A 21661-nucleotide genomic window follows, 5' to 3' on the forward strand; every position below is an offset into this window, starting at 1 on the left:
TCATGAGCATGGAGCAAACAGCCCTTGATAGACCCATTATACCTACAGGGACACATCATTTAGTACAGGATAAGTACTTGGTAGCAACAAATGAGATTATTAAATTGTATACAAAAGTAGATGAATGGATTGAGGATAGATCGCCTGGTGGGATTGTTTATGGGCTGCAAAGACGTGGTAAGACACAAGCTATAAGCTTTATTCGCGAAAAACTTAAGACAAAGTATCTTGATGAATTACCCATTTTCTTCATACCGGCTAAACACAAGTTTACAGCGAATGAAGAAGTTTTTTACGAGTGGTTGTTACAATGGGTTGGGCATGAATTTCCGTTTACAGGTAAGAAAAATCAGAAGTTTGATCGTCTATCAAAATTTTTACTGGAGCAGGGGCAAAGCTCGAAATACAAACAGATCGTTATGTTTATTGATGAGGCACAAGCGCTACTTGAAGCTCACTACAAATGGCTTATTGATCTTTATAATTACTTGCATGAATACAAGGTTATGTTAGTAGTTATTCTAATAGGTCAACCAGAACTTAAAAGTAATAAAAATATTTATGTAGCGCAAGGAAGTCGTCATATTGTTGGCAGATTTATGCTTAAGGAGCATCAGTTGTTTGGAGCGAAAACAGTTGCTGACTTGCAAGTCTGCCTTAAAGGATACGATACGCTTGAATATCCGGAAGGAAGTGGATGGTCATATACAAAATACTATTATCCAGATGCATACTTAGAAGGAAAACGACTTGAAGGCTGTGCAACACAGCTATATGAGGCATTTGCGCTGGTAAGACAAGAAAATGGTTTGGGAGGTAAAATGGAGATAGGGATGCAAGACTTAACTAATACAATAAAGTATGCTTTGGTTAAGTATGGCGCAGAATCTAAAGAGAAAAAAAGATGGATTGACCTTGAGACTTGGGTAAAGTGTGTTAAAAGATCTGGTTACGTTGATTCAGAAGTTTCTTTTATTGTTACAAAGTGAAATTGAATCTAAGTTGCTTGATAAATACGATATTGGTAATCGTGAAATAGCCTGCATCCCTTGTGTGGCGTTTCAAAAACAGTAACTGTGATTAACGGTACATCCGTCTCAGTTAATTGACCAAGGCAAGCATATGAGTCGGGTATTGAGTCACTAGTTCCTCTACAATTTTGAATTTCTTTGCGAGGTATGTGATGCGAATGGTCAAGTTGTGAAAAGTCGAGGTGGGCCCTAGAACTTGCGTACATTGCCGCGGCGCTAAACAATGCTGCAAGGAAAGCTTTGGGTACTAAAACAAACTTACAATATGAGCTCCTCCGCAAATCAAGCGGATCTTATTCTTTCGTTCACAGCGATTAGTAACTTAAGGGTCGGTCGCTGTCTGCGAAATAAGTTGATTGACATTAGAACGCACTGGCGATAGCGACCGTTACGCTCTTTTTCATTTCTTGTCAAAGTATTCGGAAGATGTGTCAGCGGGTGACATCGCTGGATTAGGCTCATTGTTTTGAAACACTGAATGATATGGTGAATGCAAGTTACCTGAGAATAGCGTAGTCTGTTTTTTAGCTCAGGGCAGCTTCTAGGTCAATGGTTTGGTTAAAAGAAATTAATAGATTCCTTTTCCGAAATTCAGAAGAAATTGTAAAGGGTCATTCAGATTTTTCAAACTTGGCAGATAAAAATATGTTTCACTAATATGATTATATGTTTTGGAATCCATTGATATCCAGTCTTTAATGACACGGTCACTTATTGGTAAGTTCACTTGCCACTCAAAAAATGAGTTGAATTTCGGATCTACATAAAAGTTTGAACATACACATTCAAATGCTTCTCTTCTCTTGTGATTTTGTGTCTCGCAGGAGGAGGAACTTCCACATATTTTGCATGTATTCTTCAATTCAGTCAGATGGTGGGGGCATTTTTGAACGAAGATGAACTGATGTAATATGCTGTGATAACCAACTGCTAAGCAGTCTTCACAAAAGGTAAACTCTTTTCTTAATAGAAAGTTAGGATTGAGGTGAGTGAGCATTCCAACCATTTTATTAAAGTAATAATTAATATGGTTACTAAAGTCAGTACCAGTTGACAGTGATAGATGCTCAAGATCAATACCATTTAGCCTTAATAGACCATAACGTTGATTGGTTAAATTCCCTTTGTAGTCTTTTGTTCCAAATTCCCTAACTAATTCACGAGATGTAATAGCATTAGCATACTTGATTTTCTCAACAATAGACCATGTTGATTCAAATGGATTAATCCATTTCGGATTCCAGGTAAGTCTCAAAATAGCTCAACTCTTTTCATGTTTTATTGTCCTAATTTCTAACTTAAGTTGATTAAGCTTTGTGAAGTACATCTCTAACTCAGTTTGAGATAGTTTATTTGAGTGGACTTTAGTTGTTAGTAACTTTTCTCCAGAGTCTAAAAATAAGAACAATCTATCGCGCTCATAATTTACTGGAATCTCCACCATATAATATGGGCTAGTTTGATTAAACCATTGTTCTCTAATAGCCTTAGGACAGGTATAGAAGTTATTTTGAAACTGGATACCTTGAGAAGTTATTAGCGCAACATAAGCTTGCATAGATATATCTCCTCTATTGTTATTTAGATATCTGTATACCCAAATCCAAACTTTGTAATCATAAACGAACACAAATTGTGTTGAAATATAAAAAAAGATGATGGCCAACCTGGGTTAGTTGGCATCATCTTTTTTTATCTGTTTGTTTTATAAATTTCGCATTGTTCATAGCATACTCAAGTGCTAAGTTTATTAACTCGTTTCTCGAGCGATTACTTAATTTAGATAAGTGATCAAATTTCTCTTGCAGTGCTTTATCTATTCGTATAGTAATTGTAACCGATTTATCTTCTTTGGGAGTAATAATAAAATCATCTTCGCTCATCTTTTTAATCACCTCTACACAGTAGTATAGAAGTAATTGAGTGTGCAAAACATAACACAAAATGTATTCAATAATGAATACATTTATGGTGTTGTGGATATTCTGTTAACAAGTTGTGGATTACCATTTTGAAATGAGGTGTTATTAATGAATCAAACTAATTTTGAGGTAAAGATGAAAATATTAAAAGCTGCAAAAATACTATTTGCAAGTAAAGGTTATGACCAGACAAGTGTACGTGATATATGCAATGATGCTGGTGTGAATATCATGATGATATCATATCACTTTCAAGGAAAAGAAAATGTTTTAAGCTCAATATTTCAGTCTTCTATGCAATTACTTGATTTTACAGGGGAGAAAGAAGCCACAGAAAACCCTATTCTAAGATTGACTAGAATAGTACGTAATGTTTCTTCGTTACGGATTAATGATCCTGATATGATGAGCATACTTCAACAAGAGATAACATTACCGAAACCTCGTAATGAAATTATACAGTTTTTAATCACACCATTGTGGTCGGAACTTGAAGAGTTACTTCTCTTAGGAAAACGATTGAAGCTTTTTAAGTACGATTCATTAGAAACGACAATAATATTTATAATTAGTTCAGTGTTTATGTCCAGACAATTGGAGTTTTTTAATAGAAATATCCAAGATCCTGTTGATGATATTGAAGAGATAACTACGAGAATGAGTTCTTTGATTCTTGGTGCTCTTAAGTGCCCTGAACAAGAATTGAAAAGCATCTTACTGGAGGAAGTATGAGCTTAATACATCTTAACCATTTCATTGAATCTGGTTATTACGAGCAGCTTAAAGAATGTATTAAGTATGCTGACAAGCTCAAAGATAGAATAAGAGATAAATTAGATAATCAGGAGATCGACAGATATGTTTGGGAAGAAAATGGGGTTGTAGGTAAGTTTAGAATATTGAAACGCTATAGATACGACCATGCTAATTTGCATGAGTACTTGTTCAATTATGGTTTATTGCCAGTCACGACCTCAATTAAGACGGAACTGCTTTTTGATCATGAGAAAAAAATTCTTAAGGAAGCGATGGGAGATGAGCTTACAAAAGAGATCCAGGTAAGGTTCCATCGAGATAATAAATCTGATATCCCTAGTAGATTGAACCGGAAGACATTAGAAGTCAGTCAGATAAGTACTTCAGATTGCGTTCAGTTATGGATGGATAATAAAAGAGTATTAGATATACTTACTAAACAGTGGAATTTGATTAAATCAGCCATCGGCGACTGCTATAGTAACGGAGATAATAGGGAGGTTAGATCAGAACACGGCAGGCTAACAATAAGAAAAAAATATATAATTCCCCCCTTAAATGTATTGGGGATTTTGGGGGAAGAGGCTTTGCTTAGAAGTGCTTATATAAACACTGAAAAATTGGAGGAGTATGCAGTCAGGGGATTTCTCAGCAAATTAGAAATCAATAAGTTTCGTCAGGTCACTTCTATTAATAGACAGTTCTTATTAATGGAACTAGAAGTTGAAAAAAAAGTCGAAGCATGGTTATCTCGGAGACGTGAAAAGCTTATGAAAATAAGTATGAACAAATGAAGAAAAATTCCTGAATGACTGTCTAGCTACCTGTATAAGCCTGTGGTAGGATAAGGACATTTTGCGGAGGAATGACATTGGCGATGAAAATTAATTGTAGCAGGATATGATCTTGCAATGAACTAATTGATTATCACTACTAGTGAAAATCAAAATGCTGCAGGGAATGCATTAGTGGTGTATAAACACTTTGAGATATAAAGGAGAATAGGGCAATAAGGTAATTAGGTTTACTTGTTGGAAAAACTAGTAATACTAATGATAGATTACTAGTAAGCGAGGCGTGATAATATTATGGTGAGCCCGAATCCTCATTACAATCCAATATTTTGTTGGAATAATGAATGGATTAAATCTTACGAATCTCCATGGGGGATAATTGAAAAGTTTAAGTATGCTAACAGTGTAAGATTTGCTGATCTACAACGTTACTTTGGCACTAAAGCCATTAAGGGGCTTAAGCAATCAACCTCCAGTAAGAAATATTGTGAATTGATTTCACTAGGGGGCCTTGATAATACAATTGTTAAAAGTGCTTTTGGGTTTGACCTAAAAGAGCTAAATCAAAATAATCTAAAAACAATGACGAAGGCATTTTCATCAACGCCTAATGAATATGTTCGTGAGCGGCTAACTTGGTGTCCGGTCTGCATAAAGAGCGGATATCACTCAATCCTACATCAATTTAAGTTAATTCATAAGTGTCCCTTTCACAATGTTACACTAGATTTTCAATGTAAAGAGTGTAATCAAGATTACCCATATTCATTAAATGATTCGTTCTTTAGCGAGCCCTTCCAGTGTCGGTGCGGAGCAAAATTGATCAGTGAATATGAAGTGAACTATTTTTCTATGTGGTCGAGTTTTAAACCTGAACTAACTTGTCACATTGTACAAAAGTGGCTCAGTTATTACGAGCAAGATATCAAAGAAGAAATGATTTTTTTTAGAGAAACGGATATAGAAAAATACCCAGATGCGCTAGAACATATAGTTTCAGCATTATTTCCAGATCATATACCCACGAATAAGTTGATTCATTCGGTAGTATGTTCGAGTTCAAATATTAAAAAACATGGTAACTATCTGGATCAATATAATAAAATATTAGATTCATCAGCGCTAAAATACTCGAGATTTATGTTGAAGATGAATGAAGCCATATATTCCAGTACAGTAGGAACGTTTAACTCCATTACAAGACAAATCAAAAGTAAGGTGCTTTGCACCCATAGGAAGTGTATTAAGAGGACTAAGAGTGGTGACTTATCATGCCCGTATGCTTTTGCTTATGTTCATTGGAGAAAATTCATTGAAGATTTTGAGGTCAGTTGGTATGTGGAAAATCGGAATTTCGTCGCTAAAAAACCTCAATTAGAAAAGGTTATATGGACAATTTCAAGAACAGATTCTAGTGCAATAGATGATGTATTGGATCAGATAGAGAGAAAGAACAAAGGTGGGATTTTTAATAGCTTGACGACTACAGGTTGGATAGTTAATAAAGTAATTGCACAATTACTCCTGAACCATTTTTATAATTGGCTACAATATGCGACAAAAAATGTAGAGAAACGCGAAGTACTAGTAATGCGAAATAAATACCACGACCTTCCATTTTTCTTTATCAAGATACCTGAAGGAGAACAGGGAGTGCTTGAGTTTCATATTTGGAATAAACCCAAGCCCCACACTTCTGCAATATTATCCAAATTAAATTGTCCGAATAAAAACAGGAAGAGCTTTATAAATGTTGTCTAAAAGGAAAAACATTGTTTTTACGATAGTCAGTTTCTAAATCCACATTTAAAAATTCCAAATTTACATAATCGCTTGCATCTTTTTCTGGTCTCAGTTTATTAGCTAGATAATGGTTCATTGTCCTATCAGAATAGTGATAATGATCGAGGGCGGCTCTGATCTGTTCAATCGTAGCACCATTAGCATATGTTTGGTGAGCAAAATAGTGTTTTAAGAACCGTGAAGTAATACGATGACCATCGATTGTTGTCAGACCAGCTGCGCTAAGACGTTTAGAAATAGATGCAGACAGTGTAGAAGTGCGATAATGATTACCGTAACGGTTAGGGTAGAACGGTGATGGGTCTTGTTTGTCCAGCTTTATGCCTAGTTGAAGGGTCTGTCTATACTCCATTAATAAATCGATGATTTTATTCAATATAAAGACACGTCGAGTACTGCCGCGCTTATTTTGAACGATTAGATAGTGTTTACCAGAGTCTGTAACTAGTAGATCACACCATTTAGATTCGGCAATCTCCTGTAAACGAAGTCCAGTCGTTGCTAAGATCATTATCAGTGATTGTATCTTAGGGTTTGCCTTGTAGAACTCTATGGCCGATGTCAACTCATTATGGTTAATATCTTTTTCTGGGACTTCTTCTTTCTTAATGATCACAGATGCTAAACCCTTACTTAAATCATCTGTAAGATATCCCAGCTTAAAACACCATGCTGTAAAGGCTTGAAGGAGTATGATTTTTTTTGCACGAGTAGAAGATTTTCTGTATTTCCCAGTTAACTGTTCTTGGTAAACCTTCATATCGTATAAGCTAAGTTCTCTCATATCGGTTTTTTCTGTAGTATAAAGGTATTGAAGAAAAGGTATTAATTGACGAAAGTAATCCTTTTTAGATGACTTATTGGCTCTTCTTGATGGTCTGTGTACATAAAGGTAAAGCATGATTAGGTTCGAAATAGAACTGTAATCACTGTATTTTGTATATTTGTTTTCTTTAGTTGGAATTCTAGCGAGGATAGGACTAGCATGGTCTGGAGTCATTAATGCCGTAGTTAGTTCAGCTATCGATAAATGTGGCAGTTGGAGTGTAAGACTAGGAAGAGATGTTTTGTTAATAAAGTTTATAAGATCCGCCATTCCAGTAATCACCTCAAAAAAAGAGTTAAGATTGACCTCCTCTAGAACACTTCTATATAGTTTGCTTGATCCCTCCTTAAGCATTACACAAAATCTATGTAGTAATTGACGAAATCTCAGTGTGACATCCGTTTCCAATGATTGATTGTAAATGCAAATCTAATGTTCAGGCTATCCGCTTCATTTAGGATTAGTAAGAGAGGCATGGAATATGTTTGGGAGAATGGGCAAGATTTACTTTCGGAGTCAATGAAAAACAGAAGTATGATCGTCAGCAGCAGCTGTGTGTGTGATGACCGAAAATATAGTTGTTTAACTCGAAATAAAGTTGTTTAACGGAAATTAAAGTTGTTATGTCAGATTAGGTTAAAATGGACCCCAATGAAAATAAAGTTGTTTAATGTTATGGATTCTAAGGTTTCAGTCAGCAGTATACGGTGACCGAAAACACAGAAAACCCATGGAACTCCTGAGAATTTTCAGGGGTTCTTTGGTATGACCACACCATAAGATAAGTCATTAAGCTCCCATGAAATTAAATCTTGGTTGCTAGTAAAATGAAATGACAATAGAAAAGAAGACCGACCGCTGTTTCAATCTTTTAATAGAAAAAAGGAGTGATATACCGCCGGATCGACCGGAGCGATCTATGCGATTCGGGCCGAGCGAGTCGCGTCACCGTAAACCGACTTATTCGAAGTGACACGAACAGCTACCAGTCGAGACTGTAAGAATATAGTGTCTTGCTAGATCAAACCACCGACCGTTCCACTAACAAACGCGGTGCGTTCTGATTCGTTTCATCGTGTGAGAAGGCGATCAATTGTATTTGATTCATACCTAGCGGCAACTTAAAAAGGTTCCTTCTGGCATTGGGCTGGTCAGATTGAATATTCAACAACTTCAACACCGCTGGTCTGATCTATTATGATGCGGCACGTTACACACGTGAATTGATCTTGAAAAAGGGCACAGTTTTATTAGAAATGAACCGTTTTCACAGATACCTGAAGACTTCTATAATTACCTTAGAAAACGCTTCCGCGAAAGGGTGATTACAATAACAGCGCGATTATTACGCAAGCAATTTCAGAAACAACTGCCATTTCATGTTTTCGTAGGACTCGGTATTTTGTTCTTGATTCTGTTTAGCTACATCCCGATGTTCGGTATTATCATCGCCTTTAAAAATTACAAAATATCATCGGGCGTCGAAGGGATCTTTACGAGCTCATGGGTCGGTCTTGCCCACTTCAAAGAACTAATCCATGACTATAATTTTCCGTCTTTGGTTCGTAATACCTTGATTCTCAGCATTCTGAAAGTTATATTCTCGTATCCGGTACCCATTCTATTCGCCGTGATGTTGAGTGAAGTCAAGCATGTGGTCTTCAAGCGATTTGTGCAAACTGTTTCTTATTTGCCTCACTTTATCTCCTGGGTTGTTGTAACAGGGATTGCATACGCTTTCTTCTCGACGGGGTACGGTATATTTAATGAGTTGCTCATGTCGCTCGGGCTGTTGAGGGAGCCCCTAGATGTCCTTACGAATCCAGACTCATTCTATGGACTAGCGGTATCAACGGCAATCTGGAAAGAAGCAGGCTGGTGGACGATTATTTTCTTGGCCGCGCTCGCCGGAATTGATCCTTCGTTGTATGAGGCTGCGGAGATTGACGGGGCCGGAAGGATAAAGCGTATCATGTACATTACCCTCCCTGGACTAAAAAGCGCAAGTATCGTTGTTTTAATTCTATCGATTGGGAGCATATTGGGCGGGGGATTAGTGGGTTCAAATTTTGAACAGTCCATGCTGCTGGGCAATTCCCTTAACAGCGAGAAGTCGCAAATAATTCAGACCTATGCATTCAACATTGGCTTAGCACAGGGGAGATTCTCATTTGCGACCGCCATCGATCTGGCTCAATCCGTCATTTCCGTCTTTCTGATTTTCACGAGCAATGCCATTGCCAAACGAGTCTCTGGAACCAGCTTGTTTTAGGTAAATGAAATGAAGGGAGGTGTTCTCGTGGGCAGAAGAAAATCGTTCGAGGATTGGAGTTTGGACACCGTTATCCTGATCGCATTACTGCTGATCGTTTTGGTTACGCTGTATCCCTTTTACTACATCCTGATCATTACGTTCAATGCCGGGACGGACACGACAAATGGAGGCATGTATCTATGGCCGAGGGACTTTACGCTCGAGAATTATATCTATTTCATTGAGGATCCCAAGTGGATCCAAGCGCTGGGAATGTCGTTGCTGCGGACCGTTGTTGGCACTGGCCTTGGGGTACTGTTCACGGCAATGGTAGCCTACGGACTGGCCAAGCGCGATCTGCTGTTTCGTAAGGGCTACTTCTTCGTCATCATCGTGGCGATGAATTTCTCTGGCGGTTTGATCGCTTATTATGTGGTGCTCAAGAGCTTGGGATTGATTAACTCCTTTGGCGTCTACGTAATCCCTGGTATGCTGAACTTGTTCTTCCTGCTTATCGCGATTTCGTTCTTCAGCGAGCTGCCGGAGGAACTGGCTGAGTCTGCTCGCATCGATGGTGCCAGCGAGTTCCGGATCTTCTCTCGTATTGTCATGCCGGTGTCGATGCCGCTGATCGCGACAATGTGTTTGTTCATTGGTTCGGGACATTGGAATGCATGGCTGGATTCAGCTTACTTCGTCCAAGATGAGAGACTGCGCACATTAACGTACCGCATGATGCAGGTCATCAACCAGTCGATGGTAGCGTCGGCTGGAGAAGCAGCGGCCTCGACCATGTCGAGATCAAAGGTTACGCCGTTCTCGGTGCAGGCGACAGCGATGGTTGTATCGATCATCCCGATTCTTGGTGTATACCCGTTTCTACAAAAGCATTTCGTCTCTGGCATGATGCTTGGCTCGGTCAAAGGTTAAAATCAAATGGTTTTAGAGCGCACTGACTGACAGCAGGCGGCGCTTTGAAATAACCAACATATGAGGGGGAATGGGAATGGCAAAGCGTTTCAAGGGTACAGTCTTGTTGATGATCTTCATTCTGTTGCTTGGCAATATCCTAGCGGCTTGCAGCAATACTAATAACGCAAGTTCGAATGGTACGGGCAATTCAGCGAATAATGAGGTTGTGACGTCGGCCAATGCACAATCAAATGGCAATACCGGAAGCAGCCAAGCCACCTGCGAGAAGCCTGTAGAGCTTTCCATGTTCGTGGATGCTACCTGGTATCCTTTCCAGGAGTGGTCTGGCGAAATTCCTGAAGCCATCACGAAAGCAACTTGCGTAAAGCCGGTTGTTACCGTGGCTACCGATGACAAGCAGCTTGCATTGATGGTAGCTTCCGGGGACCTGCCTGATCTGGTTGTTTCGTTCAACTTTAAGCTCATGTCCGACGGGAAACTCAGCATGCCCTATAACGAGATTTTTCCGAAATATGCCCCTGATGTGAAATTCGATCCGATCAAAGAACTTGTGAACACCGTCGGAGATGGAAATTATTATGCGATTCGCAATGATTTCTCAACGGAGGCGGAATGGAAAGCCAATCCATACGCTCATATGATGGTAGCGGGTCTGGCAATGCGTAAAGACATTCTGGAGGAACTCGGCAATCCCGCGATCCAGTCCTTAGCAGATTTGGATCAGGTGTTCGCGCAAGTAAAGGAAAAGCACCCGGATATGACACCGCTAATTCTAAACCCCAATTGGCAGCGTCCATATTTCGATGCCCAATTTGGCGCCCAAGGCGGTTTCGTCGATCAGAACGGAAAACTGGTCTACTATTTGAGAACGCCAGAGGTTGAGAAGTCGATGCTGTATATGAACAGCTTGTACCGCAATGGCTATATCACATCCGAAAACTACGCGTATAAGAACGAGACAGAAACAGAGCAAATGATGCTTGCTGGCAAAGGCTTTGCTTACACATGGACGTACTCCGCTGCCGATCGGTTAAATGCGGATGCCAAAGGCGCCTATCAATTCGTTCAGCTTGCTGAACCGCTAGGACCGGAAGCATCAATCGTAAGCACGGGAACTGGCGGACTTGGCGTCTATGTCACGAAAGACAATAAAGACGTGGAAGCTTCTGTCCGTTTGCTCAAATATATGTATTCTGAGGAAGGCTGGCGGCTCGGCGAGTGGGGAATCGAAGGAACGGACTGGACCTGGAATCAAGCAGGCTATCCTGAGTTCAAGTATGACGTGAACGATCTTGATTATCTGAAGAATAAAGGCGTCTACTGGTGGGGCGTTCCGTGGGAAACTGGCGTGGGCATGGCGTTAACCGCTTATAAAGCAGGATCAGAAACCACGAAGCAGGGCGAGCAATATAGTAAGATCATTTCGTTTAATCCGGCGATTGGTATGGTGAATCCGGATACGGATTCGCCGGAGGCAATTATCAAGTCGAACATCGATAACATGGTCAAGACGGAAATTACCAAGGTCTACCTTTCCAAGACTACGGATGAAGCGAAGAAAGCTTTCGATGACATGCTGAAGAAAGCCGAAAAGATTGGGATGGCGAAACTCGAGGACTGGGCGACCGCGCAATATGGTCCCTATAAAGAAAAATATGAAAGTATGACCCAATAAAGAGGTTTCAGTTGCGTTGTCCCTATACGGAATGTAAAGTTCCCCTTAAGGGCTTTATATTCCGTATAGGCTTTTGGCCCTTGCATCTATCATATGGATCAAGGAGAACGAGACCATTATGCGCATAAGTACCAAGATGGTGATCGGCTATGTGCTGCTTATTGTATTGCCGTTTATTCTATTTGCCGTATTTATTTACTACCAGTTAAACGATAAGCTGCTCACGCAATACCGGTTGGTCAATCAACAGAATATTGAACAACTAGCTGCCACGTTGGATTCCAGCTTGAATAAAATTGAATCACTGCGATCGATCTATCAGAACAATACAGCGCTGATTGATTACCTGCGCGGCGACTACATGGAAGAACGGGACCTGATTTATTCCTATCTAAGAGACATCAGTCCAGCTATCTCGTTCGCAAGTTTAGCGGAGCCATCGATCGAATCGCTGGTCATTTATCCCCGGTCGCAGACACGACTGCTGACGGTATCCGGCTTTAGCGCATATAACAACATCTATGACTCCTTGTCCAAGGATGAGATTGCTTCTCTTGGGCCAACTAAAGGATTATGGAAGTATTCAATGGAAGAAAGCGGCCTGTCATTAAGTTATTACTATAAGATCTACAATGATCTGTATACGAACGATCTTGGAATTATTGCGTTTCATGTAAAACCGGTCCTTGTTCAACAATTTCTGCAAAATTTGCAGCAAGTCCATCCTGGTAACGCGATAATCCTTATGGATCAGAATAAACGTATTCTTCACGATGAGCGGGATGCCGAGCTAACGAATCTTCAATTGACGGAGCTCACTTCAATCAACCAGAAAGATGGGTTGGACCTTTTCGCGATGAATGATCACGCACGAATGATCAATTCCGTAACCATACCCCGATTGGGATTGGAAGTCTTCGAAATAAACAAGCCGGATATGCTCTTGCAAGCGGTGCAATCGAAGAAGTGGTGGGTAGCCGGAGGGATCGGTGCGCTCATTCTGCTGACCGTTCTTTATTATCTGATCGTCTCATCTTTGACGAAACGCATTCTATTGTTGTCCCGTCATATGCGCAGAGTCGGATCAGACTCGCTCAACAATCATTTCACCGGCAAGCTCGGAACGGACGAGATAGGGTTTCTAATTCGTAACTACAATGCCATGATTACGCGAATGGATGAGCTGGTCAATCATGTTCAGAAGGTAGAGCTGCTTAAGAAAGAAGCCGACTTTAAAATGCTGCAAGCGCAAATCCAACCTCATTTTCTCTATAATACGCTGGAAACGATGCGAATGTTAGCCAGATCGAATCGGGATTATACGGTGGCTGATATGGCCTACTCGCTGGCGAACCTGCTTCGATACAGTCTGTCCAAGAGCGACGATACTTTAGTGAAGGATGAGCTCGATCATGTTAGAGCCTATATCGGGATTCACCAAATCCGCATCCCTGATTTGGTATGCGAGATGAATATCGATGACAGCTTGCTAACGATCCGTTGTCCCCGTTTTATCTTGCAGCCGCTGGTGGAAAACTGTATGCTCCATGGGCTATCGAAGAAGAGGGGGGCGAAGTGGATCTCCATCGGGATCAGACGACTCGATGATCGCGTTATCGTTGAGATCGCTGACAATGGCGCTGGGATCGAGAGCGGGAGGCTGTTCCAGGTACAACACGCCATCAATGAGAGGGAGCCGGACAACATTTCAGTGAATACTGGCATGGGTATCGGACTGCATAATGTTGCGCAGCGGATCAAGGCGTACTTCGGTCAAGATTCTGCAATCAGTATTGCGAGCCGTAATGGAGACGGCGCCATCTGTTCGCTCTCGTTCGTGCCTCGAGAGGAGGACCGTTATGTTCAAACTGATGATCGTGGATGACGAACCGATTATTCTGGCCGGAATTCGGGATATGATCGAGAGTCAGAATACCCCATTTACGAAGATTGTCACAGCGCAGGATGGGTTCGAGGCGCTTGAGAAGCTGGACTATTTCTATCCGGATTTGATAATCACCGATATTCAGATGCCCGAGATGGATGGACTTGAGTTCATTCGCCATGCGAAATCCAAGCTGGAGACCCGTTTCATCATTCTGTCAGGTTATGATGTATTCGAATACGCACGCAAAGCGATTCACCTGCAGGTCGTTGAATACTTGCTGAAGCCGATCAATGAACAGGAACTGAACGATCTGTTGAAACGCATGGCAATCGACATCATGGCCAGCAGTCAGCAGGAGGAATCCAAGGCTGCATCAGAAAACCCGTCTGAGGGCTCCTACAGTGAGCATGTGAAAATGCTCCTTACTTATATTCATTCCAATTATCGAAAAGACATTTCATTATCGGATGCGGCTGCTTATTTGAAGTTGCATCCGGTCTACACCGGGCAACTCTTCAAAAAGGAAACCGGCAAAACCTTTGTCCATTATATCCATTCGATCCGCATGAAGAAGGCGAAGGAGCTGCTTGCCGACAAGAATGCGATATCGCTTGAGAAAATCGCAGCTTGCGTAGGTTACGAGAACCGTCGAACTTTCTATAAGGTGTTCAACAAATATGTTGGGTTAACGCCTGGCCAGTATCGGGAAAGTTGCATAGCTCAGAACGAATAGGAGGATATAACGATGACGTTCGTGGCATCACATCGCCTGTATGAGAAGGGAAATTATATGTTGTCCTATACCGAGGTATCCGCCGCGAATCCCGGCTATGCTTGGCGGGATGGCATGGTAAGCGGTAACGGTGAGAACGGATATATTACGTCAGGCGCCCCGTATTGGGATAGCTTTATCTTTCAGCATATGTGGTTCAACTTTCCATCCAGGGAACCTAGATCCATTCCGGAAGAATTAACAGGACAGCTTGCCGAAGCCAGATGGAATGTCTTTAACCAAAATGACAGCTGGAAGATTACGGACGCAGATGGGGCTGTCAGAAAAAGAACCTTCTACTACAGTTACCATCCCGGTCATCAACTGAGATTGCACATGACGAAAAAAGGAACCGTGTCGAATTATGAGAGATGGACGAATTATGAAACGGCCGAGACCGGAGTGCGGTACACCGACGAAAATGGCCTATGGCTGCGGACATCCTTTACGTCCAGAGAAGACAATGTATCGATTACGCAGATAACCCGATCCTCAATGGGCAAGAAGATTAACATGACTATTTCCATCGATGATATTTCGAATATGTGCAGGGCTCACAATGGGCATTCCGAAGTGGAAGCTCTCCGATATAAAAAAATAGTGGATGCCGACGTGAATTATATTGCCCAGGTCGCACATTACCCGTCTTACCCGGGAAGCGAGTTGATCGATGGCGGTTATGCAGGACTCACGCAGGTCATCGTTGTAAATGGTACGAAAAAGAGTGTACTGCTGGATGACACCTATGAATCCATGAACGTCGGTACTGATCAGAATCCTGCGGTCGAAGTTATGAATGCAGACGCGGTCATCTTAATTACGAAATCGGATCGAACCCGTGAAATGGGTAAGATCGGGGATTTCGCCGGCATGACGCAATATGCGATCATAGAGCAATTATTCCAGTGCACATCGGCCGTTGCAGCAAAATATAAGGATATTGACGGCAATTTCAATTATCAGGCTGCTCTCGTTCCCCATGCCAAACTACATGCTTCAGAATTTAACGCCGTTCGGTTCTCAATCGGAGGCGACGAGGAATATAAGAACGCGGACAATCAGGCACTCATTAACGCGCAGCGTGCAAGCACGTCCAAAGTCAATCATGCTTTCCTGGAGCAAATATATAATCAGGGTCGCTATGCGATGATCTGCTGCAGCGGATCTAGCGCGCCCCGCTTGTACGGTATGTGGACTGGCGAATGGAACCCCGGATGGCGAGGCATCTATACACTCGATGCCAACGTTAATCTGCAGGTTGCTGCGATGAATACCGGGCATCTAACCTACGCGCAGCTTGGATATATCGCGTTCTTTCTCAGGAATGCCCCTGACTTCGAAGCCAATGCACGTATGGCTTACGGGATGCATGATGCACTGCAGGTGTCAGTCAACTCGGATGGGGACCGCGGCATGCATGTGGAATATGACAACGATTATCCGTTCCAGTATTGGAACGCGGGGGCAAGCTGGTGTTTGCTGCCCATCTATGAATACTGGCAATGTTACGGCAATCAGAAGATTCCGATTTGTGAGCCTATGAGGATCCATGCTTTACAGCCTATTCTGAGCGTGAAAGACGGGGGCATGACAGACGAGGAATTCGGGCAACTGTTGGATAAAGGGTATCTGGATCTGGAGAAGGACATCTTGCTTCCCCTTCTAACCAAGCAGGCTAATTTTTGGGAACAAATCTGTACGCCTGCATACTACACCGATGTCAACGGCATTGCCCGCCATCAGAGCGACAAAACGGCGCTGAATCCAGGTGAGAAATATATGATTATTCCTGCATACTCGCCGGAGAATAACCCGATTGGTTACAGCAGTACGATCACTGCGAATGCCGCCATGGATATTGCCGCCGCGCGGGATGGCCTCATGATGGTCATCGCTATAGAGCAAGCAGTCCAACGTAGCGGCTGCGAGACTTCGATTGCCAAATGGGAAGCCTTGCTTCAGCTTCTGCCGAATTACAAATATGACCGTGATGGCGCGCTTCGCGAATGGTCGATGAGTGAATATATGGAGAATAACAACCACCGCCATTTGAGCCATCTCTATGCAGCATGGCCCGCTTATGAGACACAGCAGAATCGAGAATTGGCCAGAGCGGCAGCCATTGCGCTATCGAATCGAGACCAATACAACACCGAGGATGCGACTGCGGGACATGGCTGGGTGCACAAGGCACTGGTCAACGCGAGGTTAAAGGATGGCGATGGGATGCTCGCTTCTCTTCTGCCCATGATGACCGATGCCGGATATTACCCTTCCTTAATGACCGATCATGATACCAACAGAAGAAATCACACCTATTGTACGGATACATCGTTTGGCACTGTGGCAGCTGTACATGAAGCGCTGCTGTTCTCGAATACAGGCGAAATTGAAGTTCTACCTGCATTACCATCCGATTGGGAGTCGGGATCCATTGATGGTCTCATGGCAAGAACCCTGGTAGAAGTTAAGGAACTATCCTGGAATCGTACTGCAAAATCGGTGCATGTAAAGCTACGCTCGAGAACCGATCATAATATAGTTCGATTGTCTACAGGGATGTCTTGGACGCAAGCATTCGTCGATGGCAGCGAAGAAGACATACATCAAGACGAAGGTGGCAAACATATACGGCTAACGCTTCATGCGGGTACGGATGTATCGGTTGTGTTTTCGTTATCCAATACCGATATTTAGTGTGGAGAAGATAGGTCGAACGGCAGCGTAGCCTGGGTTGATTAAGAGACCCAGGCTTTTTTCGTGCCAGCGATTGCGACTTAGCGCCGGGACTGCGTTGGCGTGCATCCGAATGTGCGCTTATACAGTCGATTGAAGTAGACGGGTTCCATGCCTACGGCTGCGGATGCATGTCGGACAGTTAAATGAGGATTGTCGATCAGCAGCAAGTGTGCGGTTTGCAGACGGAGTGCCTGCAAATATTGCAGCGGAGTTTGCCCGGTCTGCTGCTTGAAAAAGCGCGTCAGTTGTTTGGGCGAATATCCGGCGCGCGCGGCAAGCTCGGTAACGGTAATTGGACGGCTTAGGTGGTCATGGATGAACCGGAGCGTACTGTCCACGATGCTTTCCTGCATGCTGCCGGATGAGCTCGACATGGCTGGCGAGAGATTAAGGTTATTGCTGTGCATTTGCTTTAGTATTTCTAAGCACAAGGCGGTCAGCGATTCTGTCGCTGCCCAGGGATTATGCTCGGGGCCGGAATTCTTCCAGATTCTTTGGATTAACGCACAAGTATGAGAGAGATCCGACAGCATACCGACAAATGCTTCTTCTCCGAATCCCCAGCTGGACAGGGCGCCGCTCTTGTTCTCCAGATACGTGGTATATCCGACGTGCCAGGCATCACCATCAACAGGCATATACTCATTGGGCACGTTAGCCGGAATGTAGAGAAGCGAGCCGGGTTCCAGCAACTTCCATTGCTCCTGCCTAAGCTCGCGGAATTTGCCAGCTCCGCTGAGGGTAATGAGCACCTGATGCGCTGAGAAGCCTTCTAGGCGCGTAATGGCGATTTGCTGATCCATCCCTACCGTGTAAACCGCAAGGGGCAAGCCGTTCGCAAAAGAGAGGGAAACATTGCTTCTCAAGGGGTAGTGCTCCAACTGAGTCACCTCAACTGTCTATTTTGTACTATTCATAAGGAGGACAAAAGAGAATAAGTTACTTGAATTAATACTATTCGATGTTAAGCGGATATTCAATAAGGAAAGAGTTGTCCCAAATGTACTATCTATTGTCTCGAATGAATTCTATTCTGCAAAGCCGGCGTCCCTATATAATCGGGTTAAACCACTAGCAGAGGAGAAAGAATGATGCTCAAGATAAAGCCCTATTGGGAAGACTTGTCCGTTCTGCAAATATATCGGGAGGCAGCCAGATCCTATTATATTCCCTATCCAGGCGTAGACGAAGCATCGAGAGGCAGACGCGGCGAGTCGCCATTCTACCAATCGCTGAACGGCGTCTGGAAGTTCCAGTATCACGCTAGCGTGAAACGGGTCAGGGAGCCGTTCTACCTAGACAGTGCGGATACAGGCAACTGGGACGACCTGCTTGTGCCTTCCTGCTGGCAGACGAGCGGCTATGACCAGATGCATTACCTTAACTATCATTACCCGATCCCCAACGACCCGCCGTTCGTCCCAGATGATAACCCGGCCGGCTTGTATGTGCGCGAGTTTACGTTGTCACCGGATTGGGAAGACAAGGATAGCTTCGTGGTATTTGAAGGTGTGAATGCATGCTTTTATTTGTGGGTGAACGGCGAGTTCGCGGGCTATAGTCAAGGAAGCCGAATGCCGGCGGAGTTCAAGCTCAGCTCGTATTTGCGTCCGGGGACGAACCGGATGGCGCTCATGGTCTTGAAATGGTGTGATGGCACGTATATCGAAGATCAGGATATGTGGCGCTTTAACGGCATCTTCCGGGACGTATATCTGCTTGCGCGGGATAAGCGCCATATTCGGGATGTCTTTAACCGTCAAGTGCATACCGCGGATTACGCGAAAGTAACGCTCTTATCCGATGTTGAGACAACAGGTCCGCTTGAAGTGAATGCGGTGTTGACCGACTCGAAGGGGCAGCTGATCGCAGAAGCCAGTGCCATTGTCGAGGGCAAGGGAACAATCACAATGGCAGTCGAGTCCCCGAAGCTCTGGAGCGCTGAAGCTCCTCATCTCTATAAGCTGTATGTATCGGCTGGAAGCGAAACACTTGTGTTCCAGGTCGGATTCCGACAGGTGGAAGTCAGGGACGGGATCTTCCTCATTAACGGCAAGCCAGTCAAGCTGAAGGGCGTCAATCGCCACGACTCTCATCCGGTTCTGGGAGCTACAATTCCGATGAAAGCGATGCGTGAGGATTTGCTTATCATGAAGCAGCACAATATCAATACGATTCGCACCTCACATTATCCGAACGATCCTCGATTTCTGGAACTCTGCAACGAATACGGGTTCTATGTCATGGATGAAGCGGATCTGGAATGCCATGGCACGGGGCAAGCCGGAGAATTCAAACATGGCTCGTTTCATTACCTCTCTGCGGACCCGGATTGGTTGGAAGCGTTCATGGAGCGCGCCGTCCGTATGGTCGAGAGGGACAAGAACCAGCCTTCCGTTGTGATATGGTCGATGGGTAATGAATCCGGCTACAGCCTGAACCATATCGCGATGGCAACGTGGACGAGAAAGCGTGACACGTCTCGGCTCGTTCATTATGAATGCACTGCACCTGAGATGAAGGGCCATTCGGATATCTCCTCTCTAGACATGGAGAGCAAGATGTATGCATCCGTAGAGGCTTTGGAAGCTTACGCTCGTGATGACGACAATATTCTCCCCATGTTCGTTTGCGAGTACAGCCATGCGATGGGCAACAGCTCTGGGGATCTGAAGGATTACTGGGAGGTGATCTACAAGTACCCCAAGCTCATGGGCGGATGCGTCTGGGAATGGTGCGATCATGGCATGCTGGCGAAGACAACGGACGGACGCTCCTATTATGCTTACGGCGGCGATCTAGGCGATGATGATCGGCCGAATGACGGCAATTTCTGCATCGACGGATTGGTCGATCCGGACCGAAAACCCCATACCGGGCTAATGGAGCTTAAGCAGATCATCGCTCCGATTAAAGTGACGGCGGAGGATTTGACGGCAGGCAGGCTTCGGATTGCCAATCTGTACGATTTTATCGATTTGTCGCATCTATCTTTATATTGGAAAGTAGAGTTGGATGGCGAATTACGAGAGCAGGGACAGATTTGGCAGCTTGAGGCTAAAGCGGGGGAGGATCAGCTGGTTGACCTCTCATACCGCCTGCCGGATTCACCTGGAAGCTGTCAATTGACGTTGTCCTTCCGGCTGAATCAGGATTTGGCATGGGGAGTCGCCTCGCATGAGGTTGCATTCGCGCAGTTCGAGCTTCAGGAAGGATCGACTACTCCAATGGCTGCGCTTGTTCGTCCGAGAGGGCGCTGTTTTCCGTTGAGAGCGGAGGAACAAGAAGATGAACTGATTCTGACTGGCTTTGATTTCCGCTATGCATTCTGTCTCGCTAAGGGAACCTTGTCCAGTATAAAGCGTAATGGGCTTGAGATGTTGGATGCCCCGATCACCTACTCGATTTGGCGCGCTCCGTTAGATAACGATCTGCACGCCGCCGTCAAATGGAGAGCGGAAGGGTATGACCGGGCACAGACGAAGATTTATAGCTGTAGTTGGTCGCAGACAAGCGAGGAGACCATTGAGGTTACTGTGGAATTTGCTTTGGCAGCCTCGAATCGCTACCCGATTATGCGGGGGACGACGGTTTGGCGCGTAAATGCCGGAGGCGCAATTACACTGTCAACCCAGACGAAGGTGAGAGATAGCGAGAGCTTCGTGTATTTGCCCCGTTTTGGCTTTGAGATCGTCATGCCGAAGAGCAACGACGAAGTGGAATATTTCGGATATGGTCCGCATGAAAGTTACATCGACAAGCGGAACAGCGTCCGAAAGGGTCGTTACGTAACAATGGTACAGGACATGCACGAAAACTATATTATGCCTCAAGAGAATGGTTCGCGTTATGGGACGGAGTGGGCAATCATCTCGAATCGTCTGGGCATGGGACTGCTGCTTACCTCGGAGGAGGCCTTCTCGTTCAATGCATCCAAATACAGCGTGAACGATCTGGAACGCGCGAAGCATAACTATGAGCTCAGCGAGAGGGAGCAGACCTTCGTACATGTGGACTATAAAATGAGCGGCATTGGTTCAGCTTCTTGCGGGCCCGAGCTATTGGGAGCGTACCGGCTGAAAGAAAAGCACATTTGCTTCAATATCACGATTACGCCGATCTTCAAGGAAGATGAGTTATCTGGGAGATAGAAGGTATTGTAATCTGCTGCTAGCCGTGGATTATAGCAGTCAAACACTGCCTTCTCTGAAATGATACGACTCTTTAGAGCGCCAGGGCTTCACCTCTGGCGTTCTTTTTCTTTTTCG

The 21661-nt window shown here is 43.9% G+C and carries 16 protein-coding genes; 11 read left to right on the forward strand and 5 right to left on the reverse strand.

Annotated elements, in window-relative coordinates; genetic code table 11:
* Window positions 1-2 precede the first annotated feature (2 nt).
* Window positions 3-989, forward strand: a complete 987-nt coding sequence (locus tag FHS18_RS20500) for an ATP-binding protein (protein ID WP_183602064.1) — start codon at window positions 3-5, stop codon at window positions 987-989.
* A gap of 610 nt (window positions 990-1599) precedes the next feature.
* Here FHS18_RS20500 and FHS18_RS20505 read toward each other — a convergent pair.
* From FHS18_RS20505 to FHS18_RS20515, 3 genes are all read right to left on the reverse strand, one after another.
* A complete protein-coding gene (locus FHS18_RS20505; RefSeq protein WP_183602066.1) occupies window positions 1600-2286 on the reverse strand; it encodes a TniQ family protein in 687 nt (228 codons plus the stop codon).
* 6 nt (window positions 2287-2292) lie between these two features.
* Window positions 2293-2589, reverse strand: a complete 297-nt coding sequence (locus FHS18_RS20510; RefSeq protein WP_183602068.1) for a hypothetical protein — start codon at window positions 2587-2589, stop codon at window positions 2293-2295.
* A gap of 124 nt (window positions 2590-2713) precedes the next feature.
* On the reverse strand, window positions 2714-2914 hold the full coding sequence (locus FHS18_RS20515) for a CopG family ribbon-helix-helix protein (protein WP_183602070.1): 201 nt from the start codon (window positions 2912-2914) through the stop codon (window positions 2714-2716).
* 147 nt (window positions 2915-3061) lie between these two features.
* On the opposite strand from FHS18_RS20515, the gene FHS18_RS20520 reads away from it, so the two are divergent.
* The 3 genes from FHS18_RS20520 to FHS18_RS20530 all read left to right on the forward strand — a co-directional run bounded on the left by FHS18_RS20520 (window position 3062) and on the right by FHS18_RS20530 (window position 6264).
* The gene (locus tag FHS18_RS20520) at window positions 3062-3685 is read left to right on the forward strand and encodes a TetR family transcriptional regulator (protein WP_183602072.1); all 624 of its coding nucleotides are present in this window, start codon (window positions 3062-3064) and stop codon (window positions 3683-3685) included.
* Window positions 3682-4503, forward strand: coding sequence for a hypothetical protein (locus FHS18_RS20525; RefSeq protein WP_183602074.1), 822 nt, complete (start codon window positions 3682-3684; stop codon window positions 4501-4503). Before FHS18_RS20520 ends, FHS18_RS20525 begins: the two co-directional genes overlap by 4 nt.
* A 294-nt stretch (window positions 4504-4797) precedes the next feature.
* Window positions 4798-6264 (forward strand): TniQ family protein, encoded by a 1467-nt coding sequence (locus FHS18_RS20530; RefSeq protein ID WP_183602076.1) that lies wholly within the window; start codon window positions 4798-4800, stop codon window positions 6262-6264.
* On the opposite strand, the gene FHS18_RS20535 is transcribed toward FHS18_RS20530, so the two are convergent.
* On the reverse strand, window positions 6248-7402 hold the full coding sequence (locus tag FHS18_RS20535; protein ID WP_183602078.1) for a tyrosine-type recombinase/integrase: 1155 nt from the start codon (window positions 7400-7402) through the stop codon (window positions 6248-6250). The genes FHS18_RS20530 and FHS18_RS20535 overlap by 17 nt on opposite strands.
* Window positions 7403-8534: 1132 nt before the next feature.
* Here FHS18_RS20535 and FHS18_RS20540 point away from each other — a divergent pair.
* From FHS18_RS20540 to FHS18_RS20565, 6 genes are all read left to right on the forward strand, one after another.
* On the forward strand, window positions 8535-9404 hold the full coding sequence (locus tag FHS18_RS20540; RefSeq protein ID WP_246427793.1) for an ABC transporter permease: 870 nt from the start codon (window positions 8535-8537) through the stop codon (window positions 9402-9404).
* A gap of 27 nt (window positions 9405-9431) precedes the next feature.
* Complete coding sequence (locus FHS18_RS20545; protein WP_343060596.1) at window positions 9432-10316, forward strand: carbohydrate ABC transporter permease; 885 nt, start codon at window positions 9432-9434, stop codon at window positions 10314-10316.
* 76 nt (window positions 10317-10392) lie between these two features.
* Window positions 10393-11994 carry a type 2 periplasmic-binding domain-containing protein gene (locus FHS18_RS20550; protein WP_183602082.1) on the forward strand — a complete coding sequence of 534 codons (1602 nt, stop codon included), beginning with the start codon at window positions 10393-10395 and terminating at the stop codon, window positions 11992-11994.
* A gap of 118 nt (window positions 11995-12112) precedes the next feature.
* Window positions 12113-13879 carry a sensor histidine kinase gene (locus tag FHS18_RS20555; RefSeq protein WP_183602084.1) on the forward strand — a complete coding sequence of 589 codons (1767 nt, stop codon included), beginning with the start codon at window positions 12113-12115 and terminating at the stop codon, window positions 13877-13879.
* A complete protein-coding gene (locus FHS18_RS20560) occupies window positions 13854-14615 on the forward strand; it encodes a response regulator transcription factor (RefSeq protein WP_183602086.1) in 762 nt (253 codons plus the stop codon). Before FHS18_RS20555 ends, FHS18_RS20560 begins: the two co-directional genes overlap by 26 nt.
* A 57-nt stretch (window positions 14616-14672) precedes the next feature.
* A complete protein-coding gene (locus FHS18_RS20565; protein ID WP_281378818.1) occupies window positions 14673-17351 on the forward strand; it encodes a glycosyl hydrolase family 95 catalytic domain-containing protein in 2679 nt (892 codons plus the stop codon).
* A gap of 80 nt (window positions 17352-17431) precedes the next feature.
* On the opposite strand, the gene FHS18_RS20570 is transcribed toward FHS18_RS20565, so the two are convergent.
* Window positions 17432-18259 (reverse strand): helix-turn-helix domain-containing protein, encoded by an 828-nt coding sequence (locus FHS18_RS20570; protein WP_246427795.1) that lies wholly within the window; start codon window positions 18257-18259, stop codon window positions 17432-17434.
* Window positions 18260-18481: 222 nt separating this feature from the next.
* Between FHS18_RS20570 and FHS18_RS20575 the strand changes: the two genes are divergently transcribed.
* Complete coding sequence (locus FHS18_RS20575; protein WP_343060598.1) at window positions 18482-21544, forward strand: glycoside hydrolase family 2 TIM barrel-domain containing protein; 3063 nt, start codon at window positions 18482-18484, stop codon at window positions 21542-21544.
* Window positions 21545-21661 lie beyond the last annotated feature (117 nt).

The organism is Paenibacillus phyllosphaerae (assembly GCF_014192105.1).
Taxonomy (GTDB): domain Bacteria; phylum Bacillota; class Bacilli; order Paenibacillales; family Paenibacillaceae; genus Paenibacillus_Z; species Paenibacillus_Z phyllosphaerae.

What these genes read in the sequence shown, in the direction of transcription:
- FHS18_RS20565 (WP_281378818.1), top strand. Translation starts at nt 14,673, where the DNA reads ATGTTGTCCTATACCGAGGTATCCGCCGCGAATCCCGGCTATGCTTGG.
- FHS18_RS20510 (WP_183602068.1), bottom strand. Translation starts at nt 2,589, where the DNA reads ATGCAAGCTTATGTTGCGCTAATAACTTCTCAAGGTATCCAGTTTCAA.
- FHS18_RS20525 (WP_183602074.1), top strand. Translation starts at nt 3,682, where the DNA reads ATGAGCTTAATACATCTTAACCATTTCATTGAATCTGGTTATTACGAG.
- FHS18_RS20560 (WP_183602086.1), top strand. Translation starts at nt 13,854, where the DNA reads ATGTTCAAACTGATGATCGTGGATGACGAACCGATTATTCTGGCCGGA.
- FHS18_RS20575 (WP_343060598.1), top strand. Translation starts at nt 18,482, where the DNA reads ATGATGCTCAAGATAAAGCCCTATTGGGAAGACTTGTCCGTTCTGCAA.
- FHS18_RS20550 (WP_183602082.1), top strand. Translation starts at nt 10,393, where the DNA reads ATGGCAAAGCGTTTCAAGGGTACAGTCTTGTTGATGATCTTCATTCTG.
- FHS18_RS20530 (WP_183602076.1), top strand. Translation starts at nt 4,798, where the DNA reads ATGGTGAGCCCGAATCCTCATTACAATCCAATATTTTGTTGGAATAAT.
- FHS18_RS20515 (WP_183602070.1), bottom strand. Translation starts at nt 2,914, where the DNA reads ATGAGCGAAGATGATTTTATTATTACTCCCAAAGAAGATAAATCGGTT.
- FHS18_RS20535 (WP_183602078.1), bottom strand. Translation starts at nt 7,402, where the DNA reads ATGGCGGATCTTATAAACTTTATTAACAAAACATCTCTTCCTAGTCTT.
- FHS18_RS20500 (WP_183602064.1), top strand. Translation starts at nt 3, where the DNA reads ATGAGCATGGAGCAAACAGCCCTTGATAGACCCATTATACCTACAGGG.
- FHS18_RS20520 (WP_183602072.1), top strand. Translation starts at nt 3,062, where the DNA reads ATGAATCAAACTAATTTTGAGGTAAAGATGAAAATATTAAAAGCTGCA.
- FHS18_RS20555 (WP_183602084.1), top strand. Translation starts at nt 12,113, where the DNA reads ATGCGCATAAGTACCAAGATGGTGATCGGCTATGTGCTGCTTATTGTA.